This is a genomic window from Burkholderia lata, from assembly GCF_000012945.1.
GTDB classification, from domain to species: Bacteria; Pseudomonadota; Gammaproteobacteria; order Burkholderiales; family Burkholderiaceae; genus Burkholderia; species Burkholderia lata.
The window spans coordinates 2497097-2511621 of record NC_007511.1 but is presented as its reverse complement, the minus strand read 5'-3'; the positions used below and the strand labels follow the sequence as shown (position 1 = coordinate 2511621).

The window sequence follows — 14525 nt, the reverse complement described above, 5'->3', positions numbered from 1 at the left end:
CCGGTGGTGATGGCGAATATTGTTGCGCACGCAATGAGTTGTTTCGTCACGCATCGTGAAGCGATCCGTGAGCGTCGCACACAGGCGATCGAGCATGCGATGCCTCAAGTGGGCTTTGCGATCCGCATTCCATGGATCGGTGCCGCAGCGGCCCCGAAAGACCCGGCCGCCGCGTGGTACCGATCAACTCGCCGTCAACTCGCGCCTACCTGCCACCCGAGCCCAAGGCTCTTCTGCACCGACACGTAGTCCTTGATCAGTTCGGCCTGCCCGGCGATCACGTTCTGTTGCGCGGACAGCGCTTCGCGTTGCGTATCGAGCAGGTCGATCATTGACGCGACACCGGCACGATAGCGCTCGTCCATCAGCGTTCGGGAATGCACGGCCGACGTCTGCACCTTGGTGAGCGCAACGACGTGCTCGCGCTGGTGCCCATAGCGCTGCAGTGCCGTGTTGGCGTCCTGCAACGCACCGAGCACCGCCTTCTGATAGTTCGCTTCCGCTTCGTCACGCGATGCTTCGGCCGCGCGCACCGCACCGCGCGTGCGCCCGAAGTCGAGAATGTTCCACTGCAGATACGGTGCGCCGACCCAGGTGAAGTTCTGCTTGCGGAACAGGTGACCTGGGTCGGTCGCGCTGAAACCGAGATCGCCGAGCAGCGTCACCTTCGGGAAGTAATCGGCGACATGCTCGCCGATCTGCGCATTGCTCGATGCAAGCCGGCGCTCGGCCGCGCGAATGTCGGGGCGCTGTTTCAGCAGCGTGGCCGGATCGCCGATCGCAACGCTGCCGGGCAGCGTCGGCAAAGGCGCGTCCGATGTCGACAGCGTTGCGTCGAGCGCGCCGGGCGCGCGGCCCGTCAGGATCGCGAGCCGGTCGAGCGACTCCGTCACCTGCGCGTCGAGCGGGATCAGCGACGCGCGCGTGGTTTCGACCTGTGTGGTCAGGCGTTCGATGTCCACGTCGGCCGCGACGCCGCGCACACGGCGCTGCTGCGTGAGTTCGAGCATCTGTTGTTGCAACTCGGCGGTGCGCTGCGACAACGCAAGCCGCTGCTGCTGGTCGCGCAGGTCGACGTACGCGTTCGCGACTTCGGCCGCGATCGACACTTGCGTATCGGCGAGGTCGGCGTCGACTGCTTCCGCCTGTGCGGACGCGGCTTCGACCGCGCGGCGCGTACCGCCGAACAGGTCGATTTCCCAGGTTGCGTCGAAGCCTGCCGAATAGAGCTGCAGCGGACCCGAGCCGCCCAGCGACGGCGATGTGCCACCCGACTGGCTCGAGCCGTTCGACGGCAGCAGCGAACCGAGCGCGCTGACGTCCGGCTCGCGCATGCGGATGGCGGCAACGGTGGCCGACGATTTCGGCAACTGGGCCGCGCGCTGTTGCGAGAGCTGCGCGCGCGATGCGCGCAAGCGGGCCTGCGCAGCGTGCAGATCGGGGTTGTACGCGAGCGCGGCGGTGATCAGGTCGTCGAGCTGGCGATCGTTGAGCGCATGCCACCATGCGCTCGGCGCGGGCGCAGCGGTGTCAAAACCGGAGGCCGGCGCGCGCACGAAGGTCGGCGCATCCGGTGCGGCGGGCGCGCCGCGGTAGTCGGGGCCGACCGTGCAGCCGGCGAGCAGGCACGCGGCCGCGCACAGCGTGAGCGCAGGGCGACGGGGCAGAGAGAAGGGTTTCATCGCGTAAGACGGTTCAATGGCCGGACGACATCGGTTGCGGCCCGCGCGGCGTTCTCAGCAGCAGCGCGAGCGGCACGCAGGCAAGCAGCGCGAGGCCCAGCAGATAAAAGGTTTCGGAATAGGTCATCACGACCGCCTGGATCTGGATCTGCTGCGCCAGCTGTCCGAGCGCGCGCATGTTCGAATACGCGAGGTCGCCGGTGTGCGAGAACCAGTTGGCCGCGTAGGCCGACAGCCGATCCTGCCCGATCAGCGAGTTCGCCGTCACCGATTCGCGGAGCGCGGCCGTATGAAAGGTCGTGCGCCGGTCGATCACGGTGCCGATGATCGCGAGCCCGATCGAGCCGCCGAGATTGCGCGCCATGTTGTAGAGCCCGGCGGCATCGCCCGAGTCTTCGCGCGCGACGGCTGCCATCGATGCCTGGTTGAGCGGCATCATCGCGAGCATCTGCGCGACACCGCGGATCAGTTGCGACCAGACGAAATCGTGGCCCACGCTCTGCGCGGTCAGGCTGATGTCGAGCATGCAACTCAGGCAGAACAGCAGCAGCCCCGAAATCACGAGGATCCGGAAATCGACCTTGCCGAGCAGGCGCGGCAGGATCGGCATCACGAGAAAGGCGGGCAGCCCCGACAGCAGCATGATCGAGCCTGCCTGTTCCGCGTTGTAGCCGGCGACGATCGCGAGGAACTGCGGCAGCAGGTAGGACACGCCGTACAGCCCGGCACCGACCGCGGACACGATCACGATCACGCTCGCGTAGCGCGGGTTGCGCATCAGCGACAGCCGCATGATCGGCCGCTTCGCAAAGATCTGCGACAACGCGATCAGGATCATCCCGGCGAGCGACACGAGGCTCAGCGTGACGATCATCTGCGATTCGAACCAGCGTTCGCGCTGACCTTCCTCGAGCACGACGGTGAGCGAGCTCAGGCCGATCGCGAGGCCGAAGATCCCGAGCCAGTCCGCGTTGAGGAATGAATGCCATTGCGGACGGTCCGACGGCAGCCCGAATATCAACAGCGCCATCAGCAACAGGCACACCGGCAGGTTCAGGAAGAAGCACCAGCTCCAGTTGACGTTCTCCGCGAGCCAGCCGCCGAGCACGGGGCCGAACAGCGGCCCGAGCAGCACGATCAGGCCGAACAGCGTCATGCCGACCGGCAACTGCGACAGCGGCAGCCGCGTGCGGATGATGGTCTGAGCGGTCGGGATCAGCGCACCGCCGGTGAAACCCTGGCCGATCCGGCCGGCGATCATCATCGGCAGCGAATGCGACCAGCCGCACATCATCGAGAACACGATGAACAGCGCGGAGTTCGTCAGCAGGAAATTGCGCAGCCCGAACACGCGCGTGAGCCACGCGGCGAGCGGGATCATCACGATCTCCGACATCAGGTAGCCGGTCGAGATCCACGTGCCCTCGGTGCCGGTCGCGCCGATTTCGCCCTGGATCTGCGGCAGTGCGGAGTTCGTGATCGAGATGTCGAGCGTCGCCATCAGTGCGCCGAGCGCGCCGGCTGCGACCGCGATCCAGTCGGTCACGCTCGCGCGGCCTTCGTGCGGCGGCACGGGCATCGTGGCGGACGGTTCAGCCATGATGCGTCTCGTCGCGAGCCGAGCGCGTATCGACGTCGACCGTCACCGACAGCCCCGGCAGCAGCATGCGCTGCGCGCGGGCATTCGCGGCGAGGCGGATGCGCACCGGCACGCGCTGGACGATCTTCGTGAAGTTGCCGGTCGCATTCTCGGGCGGCAGCAGTGCAAACTGCGCACCCGTGCCGGGCGCGAAGCTGTCGACGACGCCGGACAGCGCGCCATCCGGCAGCGCGTCGACGTGCAGTTCGACGGACTGGCCGATGCGCATGTTGCCGATCTGCGTTTCCTTGAAGTTCGCGACGAGGTAGATCGCGTCGACGGGCACGACGGTCAGCAGGCGCGTGCCGGGCTGCACGTATTGACCGACGCGCACCGTGCGATCGCCGACGCGGCCGGCGAGGGTGCTGCGCACGATCGTGTTGTCGAGATCGAGCTGCGCCTGCGCGGCGCTGGCCTGCGCCGCTTCGAGCTGCGCGCGCGCCTGCTGGAGTTGCGCGGTGAACGATGCGATCTGCGTGCGCGCGGCAGCGATCGACGCATTGTTTGCGGCGAGCGTCGCGGCGGCCTGATCGCGCGTGCTCTTCAGGTCGGCCACGCGTTCGTGCGTTTCCGCGCCGGTCGCGGCGAGCGGCGCATAGCGCGTGTATTCGTCGCTGGCGTGCTGCGCATTGATGCGCGACACCTTCGCCTGCGCGTCGGCCTGGTCGAGATTCGCATGCTGCTGGCTGATGTCGGCCTCGGCGCGAGCGATGTCCGCGCGGCGCGCGTCGACGGTCGCAAGCGATTGCGCAAGCGCGACCTGGTACTGGCGAACGTCGAGCCGCACGAGCGGATCGCCGGCCTTCACGGCCTGGTTGTCGCGCACATACACGTCGGTGACGTAGCCGGCGACCTTCGGCGCAGCGGTCATGCTGTCCGCCTGCAGGTATGCGTCGTTGGTGCTCTCGATGAAGCGGCCGACCGTCCACCAGCGGCCGAGCCAGACGGCGCCGCCGATGGCCGCAATCACGGCGACGACGAGCAGGACGCGCCGCTTCGATCCGGTTCCGCTGCGCGGGGTTGTTCCGTTTTCCTGACGATTTGCTTTCTGTGGCGGGTCTTGCAGCGTCGACATGCTGGCGTCCAATTTATTCCGAGTGGAAGAATTATTCCAGTTGATAAAATTGTGTCAAGTAGAATGTCGGTCGATCGAATGACGAGGAAGGCATGAACGAAGCGAAGAAGCTGCGCCGTACGTCGGCGAGCGGCTACGCCCGCGGCGACGAAACGCGCCAGCGGATCATCGAGGCGGCGATCGAACTGTTCGGCGAACGCGGGTTTGCGGGGGCATCGACCCGCGAGATCGCCGCGATGGCCGGTGTGAACGCGCCGGCGCTCCAGTACTACTTCGAGAACAAGGAAGGCGTGTACCGCGCGTGCGTGGAGACGATCGCGGAGCACGGCTGGGAGGTGTTCGCGTCGGCAGTCGGCCATGCGAGGGCGATGCTCGATGCAAAAGCGGACGTCGACATGCTGATCGACGCGTTCGTCGGGCTGCTGCGCGCGTTGTCGGACCGAATGTTTACGGCGCCGAAGACGATGAACCAGCGGATGTTCTTCGCGCGCGAGCAAAGCGGCCAGGAGCCGGCGAGCGCGAGCGAAATCCTGATGAAGCGCATGCGCAAGCCGCTCAACGACGTGAGCGCCGAGCTGATCGGCCGCATCTCGGGGCGACCCGCCAACGATCCCGTCACGCGCTTGCGTGCGCTGAGCCTGTTCGGGCAGCTCACGGTGTTCCACCTTGCGCAGCGTTCGGCGCTGCAGTTGCTCGAATGGGAGGCGTTCGAGGGCGAGCGCGCGGAATTGCTGATCGACACGATCGCCGAGCAGACGCGCTTGCTGCTCCAGCAATGGCACGCGCAGCGCGACGAATTGGCGGCCGATCCGGAAGCCGATTCGAAGCGGAGGCCAGGCGCGGCGGCGAAACGCGCGGCGCAGCCGGGAGCGTCGACGCCCGCCGCGAAAAGCGCTCGGCGTGCGAACAAGCCCGCCGCGCGTTAAACGCGGCGTGCCGTCAGCCGCGGCCGGTCAACCGGGCTTGCGCGCCGGTTCGGCGGGCGACGGCGGTCGGGCCGCCGGTTCGGCAGCATGGCCGTTGTCACCGTTGCTGCCGATTTCGTCATCGACCACAGGCCGCGATCCGTCCGCGTACGCGACGACGCTGCGCTGCGGATTGGCGATCCGGATACCGCGTTCGCGGAACGTCTCCGCGATCCGCCGGTTGAATTCGCGCTGCACGCTCCAGCGCGTCGAGTCCGTGCATTGCATCTGTCCGGCCAGCGCGAGCGTCGCGCCGTCGACCTGGTCGATACCCCAGTAGCTGAAGTCCGACAGGATGCCGTCGTGGTACTTCGGATCGTCGCGCAACGCGGCGCCGATTTCCTTCAGCGTCGCGATCGCGCGATCGATATCCTCGCCGTAGGCAATGCTGATCTTGACGGACGCGTTGCCGAGCCCGCGATTCGTATTGTTGACGGTCGTTACCGAGCTGAACGGGATCGTGTAGAGCGACCCGTCGCCCGCGCGCAACCGCACGGTGCGGATCGACAGGTACTCGACCGTGCCCGACACGCCGGCGAGCGTGACCCAGTCGCCCACCTGCATCGCGTTTTCCATCAGCAGGAAGATCCCGGTGATGAAATCCTGCACCAGCTTCTGCGAGCCGAAGCCGAGCGCGACGCCGAAGATGCTGGCGCCGGCAAGCAGCGGGCCGACGTTCACGCCGAGCTGGCTGAGGCCCGTCAGCACGACGACGAGCGCGATCATCACGAACAGCAGCGAGCGCAGCATCGGCAGCAGCGTGCGCAGCCGCGCCGCGCGCATGAGATTGCCTTCGCGCGTCCATCGCTGCAGCCGGCGCTCGATCGCGATGTTCGCGGCTTCCCACACGATGAGCGCGACGATGGCCGCGATGGCGATCGTCACCAGCGCCGACGCGAGCCGGTGGCCGATCGTGCCGGTTTCGAACGCACGGAAGATCGGCACGCCCCAGATCTGCAGCAACAGCAAGAGGGTCACGATGCCGATCGCGCCCGACACGATCTGGCGTAGCAGCGGGTAGTAGCGGTACGCGTGCGCATGGACGAGCGTGCGATCTTCGTCGCGGCCCTGGAACAGCCGCGCGAGCGCGCCGAACACGACGATCGACACCATCCGCATGCCGATCATCACGGCGATCGAGCGGCCGCCGAGCGTGATCAGCACGCGGTAGCCGTTGTGGACGTCGAGCGCCCACACGAACCACAGCGCCATCACGACGAATACCGAGACGGGCGCCCATGCGTCCGCGAGCGTGTTGGCGATCATCGTGAAGGACGGACGATCCTCGGCGGCCGAGCGGATCCGCGCGGCGACCGGCAGGCGGCACTGCAGGATCAGCGCCGAGACCATCAGGTGCCCGACGAGCGCGACGGCTTTCAGCAGCGCGACGTGACCGGCGTCGCTGAGACCGAAGTTCGCGGCAATCTCGACCGCGGCCGTGCAGGCGCCGACCACGATCACGATCCGCGCGATCGAGCGTTGCGCGAAGTCGGCCCATGCGTCGCTGATATGCAGCAACCGCAATTGCCGCGCATCGGGCTGGAAGAACAGCCGGCTGACGATCGTGACGAGCCGGCAGATCACGTAGATGTCGATCAGCGCTTCGAGCGCGGATTCGATCGGGGTGCCCGTATCGCCGATCACCGACATCGTCAGGCTCGCGACGCCGACGAACACGAGCAGTGGCACGGCACGCAACGCAAGGCTGACGAGCGCGCGCGGCATCCGGTGCAGCAGCGTGGTGTGGCGCCGCGCGTGGCCGCGGCCTTGCGACGAGGCGGGCGCGGCGTCGGGGGCGGCGGGCGGGGTGGGGGTGTCCGGCGGCGCGTCGTCGTCGTCGGGCGGCGCGGCACCGGATGTAACGGCGTCGGGCGGGGTGAGGCGCGACGTGTCGGCACGCCGAGCCGCCACTGCGGCCAGCGCGCGTCGCAACAGCCGCTTCGCGAGCCATTCGACGAAGAGTGCGGGCACGAGCACGGCGAGGATGATCCAGAGCGCGTGTGCAAGATCCGCGCGTTCGTCGGCGCGCACCAGCCTGTCACGCCACCAGCTTCCGACCGAGCCGACATCGAGCAGCGAGTGCAGCGATTCCTTCAGCGCACCGCCGATTTCGACGGTCCAGCGCGATCCCTGCCGGACGAGCATCGATGCGAGCCCATTCGACGTCAGTGCGGTCGGGGCCGCGGCGGCCGACGCGGCGCTGGCCGCAGCCGCATCGCTCGCCGCGATTGCGGGTGCGCTCAGCGCGCCGACGGCCGCGATCGCACGCAGCGTCGTTTCGACCTGCGCGCGATCGCGTGGATTTTCGAGCACATTGAGTGCCTGCTGCGCCTGTTGCGGTGTCAGCGCGGGCGCGGTGCCGGAAGCGGCCGACGCGGCGGCAGGGGCGGGAGCGGCCGCGTGGGCGGCCGAGACGACGGCGGCAAGCAGCCAGCCGAGGAGGATATGTCGCATGGAGTAGGCATGCGGGCGCGCATTGGCGCGCGGCCCGCCAGGCTGAACGATGGACGGAAGTTAACATGATCGCGTTCGGAGCCGAATAGTTCCATCGACGATCATTCGAATCGGGCATACCCGACGTGGCGCGGACGTTTGCGGTGTGTTTGCGCAGTCATGTGTCCGACACGGACTGTAGGCCGCCAAACAGGTCGGGGCGTTTCAATTGCCAATATGTAAGGTTTTTGTAACGCCGGGCTTGTCGACAATTGTGAGCGATGCACTTGCCGCGTCGAATTAATCTGGAATCCTGCCGAATTACGCTGGCTCGTCGTGAAAAGCCGGCAGAACGTGTTCCGCGATTTCTTCGATGACTTCGCGCACGGGCCGGTCCGAGCCCGGATTCAGCGTGACGTGATGCGTGCCCGCCGCGCGCATGTCCCGCAGGATGTCGATCAATGCGCGGCGTCCGGCTGCATAGCCGAGCGGCAATGCGGTGGCTGGCGCCTCGGGATCCGCGAGGAGGTCGAGCCGCATCGATACGCCGAATGCGCGAAAGGCGGGCGACGCGAGCCGGTCGACCGCTGCGCGCCACATCGAATAGCGGACGCGCTGCGTGTCCGGATCGCGGTGGTACGTCATCCAGCCGATCGAGTGCCGTGCGATCCAGTCGACGCTTTGCCCGCCCGAGCCGACCGCCAGCATCGGCACCGCGTCGTTGCCGCGCGGCAGCAGCGTGAATTCGGGCGCATCGGGCGGCGCTTCGTCGGGCAGCACGCGAGATGGCACGCCGAGCGCGGCCGCGACGACGTCCCAGTGCGCGCGGTAGCGGTCGCGCCGCGTCTCCGCATCGACGCCGAACGCCGCATATTCGGGCGGCCGGTCGCCGGAGCCGAGCCCGAGGATGAAGCGGCCGCCCGATAGCGTCGCGACCGACAGCGCGCCTTTCGCGATATGCAGCGGATGACGCAGCGGCAGCACGATCGCACCGCTGGCGAGCGCGATCCGGCGCGTGCGTGACGCCAGTGCGCCGAGCAGGACCCACGGATCGAGGTGGCCGACCGGGTCGGGGTAGTCGGCGCTGTTCAGCGGCACGTCGCGAATCCACAGTGCGCGAAAGCCGAGCGTGTCGGCCAGCGCCGCGAGTTCGAGCTGCTCGTCGAAGTCGGCGACGATATGGCCGGTGCGAAGCAGCGGAAGCGTCAGGCCGATCGACAACCGTCCGTCCGAAAAGACGCGATGCGCGACGTCGGGGCGGGCAGGGGCGGGCGTAGTCATGTCGAGTCCTTGGAGGCGGCGCGAAGCGAACGCGCGACGTTGCGTGTCCGAATGCTAGCGTGTTTGCACGACGGTTGCGCGGCACGGCGTGCGCCGGGACCGACCGAGCCTGACCGGTTGGCGTACACACAATGAAAGTGATGCGGAAAGCGGGCCGGGCATAATCGATGACCTCCTTCATTGAAACAACGAATGCGGATGAATGCGCTTCAACACAGGGTGATCGGTCTGACAGCGGGCGCTTTGTTCTGCGCGGTTGCGTCCAGTGCGCTCGCGGACGAAGCAGAGCGAGCCGCTATCTGCAAGACCGCCGAGGAAACGGGCTACACGGCCGACATCCGCAATTGCTTGCGGCTGAAATACGAAGCGGCCGACAGGCGGTTGAATGCCGTCTACAAGACGAAGATGGCGAACCTGGACGAGCAGGGCAAAGCGAGACTGCGCAACGACGAGCGCCGCTGGCTCAAGGCACGGGATGCCACATGTGCCGAATCGCGGCAGCCCGATGCGGGCGGCACGCTCGGGCTCGTGGAACACGACAGTTGCTTCGTCGACGAAACCGAGCGTCGCGTCAAGGTGATCGAAGCTTTTCGTTGAGGTGTCGCGCCGGCCGCGGCGCTAAGCCACCCGCAGCGTCGTGCCGCGCAGCGTGAGGCCGAGGCGCGACGCCACGCGTTGTGACGCGCGGTTGTCGCTGTCGGTGCTGTAGAACAGCGTGCGCGTTTGAAGCGACGGCAGCCGCGACCACGCTGCGGTCACCGCCGCCGCGAGGCCACGCCCCCGAAACGCAGGGGCCGTCGCGAGACCGAGTTCGGCACCGATTTCGGACAGCCGCGCGGCGAACGCGACCGAGGCGACTTCTCCGTCGACGACGGCCGCGCACCACGGTGCCCACAGATCGGCGACGTGCCGAAACCCCATCGAGAACAGGCCTTCGGGCATGCCCTGCGTGGACAGCGCATGCAGCAGGTGCCGGCCCGCGTCGCTGTCGCCGTCGATCAGCGCGACGCATGGGGCGGTGTCGAACCGGAGTGCGTGCGGCAGCGGGTAGACGAGGCCGATATTCCAGTGCGGAACAGAGGCGAGCAGCGCGAGATAGCGTTCGAGATGCGCGGGCTGCATGCGGTCCGCCAGCGGCGGTTCGCTATCGGCCAGGCGCACGAGTGCGTCTGCGATCGGGGCGGGCACGTCGGCGCGTACGCCCGCCAGGCTGCCGTCCGCGCATCGGCCGAGCCAGAAGCGCGGGGCAGGCGAGCATTCGGGATCGTTCTCGCGTTCGATCCGGCGATCCGGATGCAGCCGGAACAGCGTGCGGTAGTCGATATCCAGCCAGTCGTTTGCGTCAGGCATGCGTCGAGTAGGGGCCTCCGGTCAGGTGCTGCGCGCTGCGCGAGGAATGCCGGCACGGGGCCGCGCGCCGCATTCATGCGGGACTGTGGGGCGATTGTAAGCCGTTCGGCGATCGCGCGCAGACGCAACGCCGCGCTGCCCGCGCGGGCTGGGCCGGTGCGGCGTGACGGCACGCGCGGCCGACGTTCGTCGATCCGGCAGGCGTTTCAGTTTCGAAACGTTCGCGCTGCTTGCCGGTGCGCGATTCGCGTCGATTGCACCCAATCCGCCCGCGCGGCCTTGCGGCGTGAAGCATGGTGCGCTCCTTGCATATCTGTGCAGGCCGTGAGCGCGGTCGCGGACGCAGTCGGTCCGGCGATCGCTTCAGTGGGTCGGACGTATCGGAGACGGGGACAAGAGAATGAAAACAGACCGAATCGCAACGTGTCGTGTTGCAAACATGAATCGCCGACCTGCCGGGCTATTCGCTTCGCCGTTTATCGAGGCGACGTGAGCGCGCGGCTTTCCGTTCCATCCGAGCAATCGGGTTTGTTCTGAACGACGACGTGCTGGTGTAACGCACGAGGCCGACTGGTGCCAGTCGGCCGTCGGGGATGAACCGTGAATGCTTGCGGATGGCCCGGCCCGGATCCCGGATCGTCAATCTGCCGCGCGCAACGCGAGTCGTCGCGCGGCGTAGGCGTGTGTGCGCCGTGCATCGCGTCGGCGCGACGGGGCCGAACCGGATCGCACCGGAAAGCCGGCAGCGCATCGATGCATTCGGCATCGCGGAACACAGGCAGTCCAGGGGAAGCGTTCACCGGCCGCAGCAGGGCGGACGCCGCGAAATTGTGCTGTCAGTTGATCCACTACCCCGATGGATCAATTGTTGAAGCGCCCATCGCCATGTGGCGATGGGCGTCTTTTTTTGTGCGCCGGTTTGCGACGCGAGCCATCGGCCCGATCGCGCGGCGTTCTGTATCATGTGCTGGCGTGCCTGGCCGCCCGTGCGGGCGCACGGTGCTTGCCGGCGCGTCCGATCACGCGTTGCCAACATGAACGACAAAGCCTTGCACGACCCTTCAACCGCCGACGTCGATCCGGCCGCACTCGATGCGCTGCACACGTTCGTCGAGCGTCATCCGCGCCTGCTGGTGCTGACCGGCGCGGGCATCAGCACCGACTCCGGCATTCCCGGCTATCGCGACCGCAACGGCCAATGGATGCGCTCGCCGCCGATCCAGCTCCACGAATTCCTCGGCTCCGATGCCGCGCGGCGGCGCTACTGGGCGCGCAGCATGATCGGCTGGCCCGTCGTCGGCCGCGCGCAGCCGAACGGGTCGCACGTCGCGCTCGCGCGGCTCGGCCGCGCGGGACGGATCGAGCGTCTCGTCACGCAGAACGTCGACGGCCTGCACCAGCGCGCGGGCAGCGGCGACGTCATTGAACTGCACGGCGGAATCGACGGCGTCACGTGCCTCGGCTGCGGCGCGCATCACGCGCGCGCGACGATCCAGGTCATGCTCGAGCGCGACAATCCCGAACTGCTGGGCGCGGAGGCCGAGCCGGCCGCGGATGGCGACGCGCACCTCGAATGGGCCGCGCTCGACACGTTCCGCATCCCGGCGTGCCCCGCATGCGGCGGGCTGCTGAAGCCGGCGGTCGTGTTTTTCGGCGAAAACGTGCCGCGCGAGCGCGTGGCACTTGCGTCGCAGGCGCTCGATGCAGCCGATGCGCTGCTGGTCGTCGGCTCGTCGCTGATGGTGTATTCCGGCTACCGCTTCTGCGTGTGGGCGCAGGCACAGCACAAGCCGGTCGCCGCGCTCAATCTCGGCCATACGCGCGCCGATCCGATGCTGACGCTGAAGGTCGAGGCGCGCTGCGCATCCACGCTCGACGCGCTGACTGCGCGGTTGGGCCTGACGGGCCACGCACCGGAGCAGGCATCGTGACCGATCCGACATCTTCTCCCGATCCGTCCGCGCGGCTGTCGGCGCCGGCAGCCGAACGCAATCGCGGGCCGATCCTCGACGTCTTGCGCCGCGTGTTGCCGGCGAGCGGTCGCGTGCTCGAAATCGCGAGCGGCACGGGGCAGCATGCGGTCCACTTCGCGCAGGCGTTGCCGGGCCTGCACTGGCAGCCGAGCGATCCCGATGCGCAGGCGCGGCGCTCGATCGCGGCGTGGGTTGCCCATGCGGGCCTCGCCAACGTTGCCGGGCCGCTCGCGTTCGACGTGCGCGACGCGTCGTGGCCGGTCGACGCGCTCGATGCAATCGTCTGCATCAACATGATTCACATCTCGCCGTGGGCCTGCACCGACGCGCTGTTCGCAGGCGCGTCGCGCCTGCTGCGGCCGGGTGGCGTGCTGTTCCTTTACGGGCCGTATCGCCGCGAGGGCCGGCACACGGCGCCGTCGAACGAAGCCTTCGACCTGCAACTGCGCAGCCGCGACCCGTCGTGGGGTGTGCGCGATCTCGAGACCGTCGTCGCGCTCGGCCTCGATCGCGGGCTCGACTGCATCGAAGTGGTCGAGATGCCGGCGAACAACCTGAGTGTCGTGTTCCGGCGGCTGCCGCACGTGGAGCAATGACACGGAAGCGCGCATCGACGCCGGGTTTCCACTATCCTTTCGCCTGTGCGCGCGGCCCGGTTCGGGTCGCGCCCCGTTTTTTCCGGAGAATTGACTAATGGGCAAACAAGCAATCGGTGTGATCGGGCTCGCGGTGATGGGCCGCAATCTCGCACTCAATATCGAGAGCCGCGGTTACGCGGTGTCGGTGTACAACCGCAGCCGCGAGAAAACCGACGAACTGATCGCCGAATTCCCCGGCCGCAATCTGGTGCCGACCTATACGCTCGAGGAGTTCGTCGCGTCGCTCGAAACGCCGCGCCGGATCCTGATGATGGTGAAGGCCGGCGAAGCGACCGATGCGACGATTGCGTCGCTCAAGCCGCTGCTCGAGAAGGGCGACGTGCTGATCGACGGCGGCAATACGCACTTCACCGACACGATCCGCCGCAACCAGGAGCTCGCGCAATCGGGCCTGCACTTCATCGGCACCGGCGTGTCGGGTGGCGAAGAGGGCGCGCTGCGCGGCCCGTCGATCATGCCCGGCGGCCAGCGTGACGCATACGACCTCGTCGAGCCGATCCTCAAGCAGATCGCCGCCAAGGCGCCGTCGGACGGCGAGCCGTGCGTCGCGTACATGGGCCCGGACGGTGCAGGCCATTACGTGAAGATGGTCCACAACGGCATCGAATACGGCGACATGCAGCTGATCGCCGAAAGCTATGCGGTGCTGAAAGACGTCGCGGGCCTGACCAACGACGAACTCGGCGCGGTGTACACCGAGTGGAACCAGGGCGAACTCGACAGCTACCTGATGGAGATCACGTCGAAGATCTTCGGCAAGAAGGACGAGGAAACCGGCAAGCATCTGGTCGACGTGATCCTCGATCGCGCCGCGCAGAAGGGTACCGGCAAGTGGACGAGCCAGAATGCGCTGGATCTCGGCGTGCCGCTGCCGCTGATCACCGAATCGGTGTTCGCGCGCGTGCTGTCGTCGCTGAAGACCGAGCGCGTCGCGGCCAGCAAGGTCCTGTCGGGCCCGGCCGCCGCACCGTTCGACGGCGATCGTGCCGCGTTCGTCGAAGCGGTGCGCCGCGCGCTGTACCTGAGCAAGGTGATCTCGTACGCGCAGGGCTTCGCGCAACTGCGCACGGCGTCGGAAGAGTACGGCTGGAACCTCGATCTCGGGACGATCGCGAAGATCTTCCGTGCGGGCTGCATCATCCGTGCGCGCTTCCTGCAGAAGATCACGGACGCGTACGCGAAGGATCCGGCGCTCGCGAACCTGCTGCTCGATCCGTACTTCAAGGACATCGCCGCGAACTACCAGGCATCGCTGCGCGACGTCGTGGTCGCCGCGGTGAAGGCCGGCGTGCCGGTACCGGCGTTCGCGTCGGCGGTCGCGTACTTCGACAGCTACCGCTCCGAGCGGCTGCCGGCGAACCTCGTGCAGGCGCAGCGAGATTTCTTCGGCGCGCACACGTTCGAGCGTACCGACAAGCCGGGCAGCTTCCACGCGAACTGGTCCTGACCGGCTGGCGGGGACGGTATT

Annotated in this window: 11 protein-coding genes; 5 read left to right on the top strand and 6 right to left on the bottom strand. The window is 67.6% G+C overall.

What is annotated here, in order from left to right; genetic code table 11:
• Window positions 1–194: 194 nt before the first annotated feature.
• From BCEP18194_RS33705 to BCEP18194_RS33695, 3 genes are read right to left on the bottom strand one after another with little or no spacing between them, the layout of a single operon-like run.
• On the bottom strand, window positions 195–1682 hold the full coding sequence (locus tag BCEP18194_RS33705; RefSeq protein WP_011355787.1) for an efflux transporter outer membrane subunit: 1488 nt from the start codon (window positions 1680–1682) through the stop codon (window positions 195–197).
• Window positions 1683–1695: 13 nt separating this feature from the next.
• Window positions 1696–3282 (bottom strand): MDR family MFS transporter, encoded by a 1587-nt coding sequence (locus BCEP18194_RS33700; RefSeq protein ID WP_011355786.1) that lies wholly within the window; start codon window positions 3280–3282, stop codon window positions 1696–1698.
• A complete protein-coding gene (locus tag BCEP18194_RS33695; RefSeq protein ID WP_011355785.1) occupies window positions 3275–4396 on the bottom strand; it encodes an HlyD family secretion protein in 1122 nt (373 codons plus the stop codon). The genes BCEP18194_RS33700 and BCEP18194_RS33695 overlap by 8 nt, the downstream gene beginning before the upstream one ends.
• 92 nt (window positions 4397–4488) lie before the next feature.
• Here BCEP18194_RS33695 and BCEP18194_RS33690 point away from each other — a divergent pair, with 92 nt between their 5' ends.
• The gene (locus BCEP18194_RS33690; RefSeq protein WP_011355784.1) at window positions 4489–5322 is read left to right on the top strand and encodes a CerR family C-terminal domain-containing protein; all 834 of its coding nucleotides are present in this window, start codon (window positions 4489–4491) and stop codon (window positions 5320–5322) included.
• 27 nt (window positions 5323–5349) lie between these two features.
• Here BCEP18194_RS33690 and BCEP18194_RS33685 read toward each other — a convergent pair whose 3' ends face one another.
• Complete coding sequence (locus BCEP18194_RS33685; RefSeq protein ID WP_011355783.1) at window positions 5350–7815, bottom strand: mechanosensitive ion channel domain-containing protein; 2466 nt, start codon at window positions 7813–7815, stop codon at window positions 5350–5352.
• 300 nt (window positions 7816–8115) lie between these two features.
• Window positions 8116–9075: an LLM class oxidoreductase gene (locus BCEP18194_RS33680; protein ID WP_011355782.1), complete on the bottom strand. Its 960-nt coding sequence runs from the start codon at window positions 9073–9075 to the stop codon at window positions 8116–8118.
• Window positions 9076–9273: 198 nt separating this feature from the next.
• Here BCEP18194_RS33680 and BCEP18194_RS33675 point away from each other — a divergent pair, with 198 nt between their 5' ends.
• On the top strand, window positions 9274–9672 hold the full coding sequence (locus BCEP18194_RS33675; RefSeq protein ID WP_157687354.1) for a lysozyme inhibitor LprI family protein: 399 nt from the start codon (window positions 9274–9276) through the stop codon (window positions 9670–9672).
• Window positions 9673–9693: 21 nt separating this feature from the next.
• Here BCEP18194_RS33675 and BCEP18194_RS33670 read toward each other — a convergent pair whose 3' ends face one another.
• Window positions 9694–10425: a GNAT family N-acetyltransferase gene (locus tag BCEP18194_RS33670; protein WP_011355780.1), complete on the bottom strand. Its 732-nt coding sequence runs from the start codon at window positions 10423–10425 to the stop codon at window positions 9694–9696.
• Between the two features lie 1034 nt (window positions 10426–11459).
• Between BCEP18194_RS33670 and BCEP18194_RS33665 the strand changes: the two genes are divergently transcribed.
• The 3 genes from BCEP18194_RS33665 to gndA all read left to right on the top strand — a co-directional run bounded on the left by BCEP18194_RS33665 (window position 11460) and on the right by gndA (window position 14504).
• Entirely contained in the window at window positions 11460–12356 is an 897-nt protein-coding gene (locus tag BCEP18194_RS33665; protein ID WP_041493349.1) for an NAD-dependent protein deacetylase, read from the top strand.
• A complete protein-coding gene (locus BCEP18194_RS33660) occupies window positions 12353–12994 on the top strand; it encodes a DUF938 domain-containing protein (protein ID WP_011355776.1) in 642 nt (213 codons plus the stop codon). The genes BCEP18194_RS33665 and BCEP18194_RS33660 overlap by 4 nt, the downstream gene beginning before the upstream one ends.
• 97 nt (window positions 12995–13091) lie before the next feature.
• Window positions 13092–14504, top strand: coding sequence for an NADP-dependent phosphogluconate dehydrogenase (gene gndA, locus BCEP18194_RS33655; RefSeq protein WP_011355775.1), 1413 nt, complete (start codon window positions 13092–13094; stop codon window positions 14502–14504).
• Window positions 14505–14525: the final 21 nt, after the last annotated feature.

Bases quoted from the DNA above. Each gene is read 5' to 3' on its own strand.
- BCEP18194_RS33675 (WP_157687354.1), top strand. From the start codon at position 9,274: ATGAATGCGCTTCAACACAGGGTGATCGGTCTGACAGCGGGCGCTTTG.
- BCEP18194_RS33665 (WP_041493349.1), top strand. From the start codon at position 11,460: ATGAACGACAAAGCCTTGCACGACCCTTCAACCGCCGACGTCGATCCG.
- BCEP18194_RS33670 (WP_011355780.1), bottom strand. From the start codon at position 10,425: ATGCCTGACGCAAACGACTGGCTGGATATCGACTACCGCACGCTGTTC.
- BCEP18194_RS33705 (WP_011355787.1), bottom strand. From the start codon at position 1,682: ATGAAACCCTTCTCTCTGCCCCGTCGCCCTGCGCTCACGCTGTGCGCG.
- BCEP18194_RS33685 (WP_011355783.1), bottom strand. From the start codon at position 7,815: ATGCGACATATCCTCCTCGGCTGGCTGCTTGCCGCCGTCGTCTCGGCC.
- BCEP18194_RS33690 (WP_011355784.1), top strand. From the start codon at position 4,489: ATGAACGAAGCGAAGAAGCTGCGCCGTACGTCGGCGAGCGGCTACGCC.
- BCEP18194_RS33680 (WP_011355782.1), bottom strand. From the start codon at position 9,075: ATGACTACGCCCGCCCCTGCCCGCCCCGACGTCGCGCATCGCGTCTTT.
- BCEP18194_RS33700 (WP_011355786.1), bottom strand. From the start codon at position 3,282: ATGGCTGAACCGTCCGCCACGATGCCCGTGCCGCCGCACGAAGGCCGC.
- gndA (WP_011355775.1), top strand. From the start codon at position 13,092: ATGGGCAAACAAGCAATCGGTGTGATCGGGCTCGCGGTGATGGGCCGC.
- BCEP18194_RS33695 (WP_011355785.1), bottom strand. From the start codon at position 4,396: ATGTCGACGCTGCAAGACCCGCCACAGAAAGCAAATCGTCAGGAAAAC.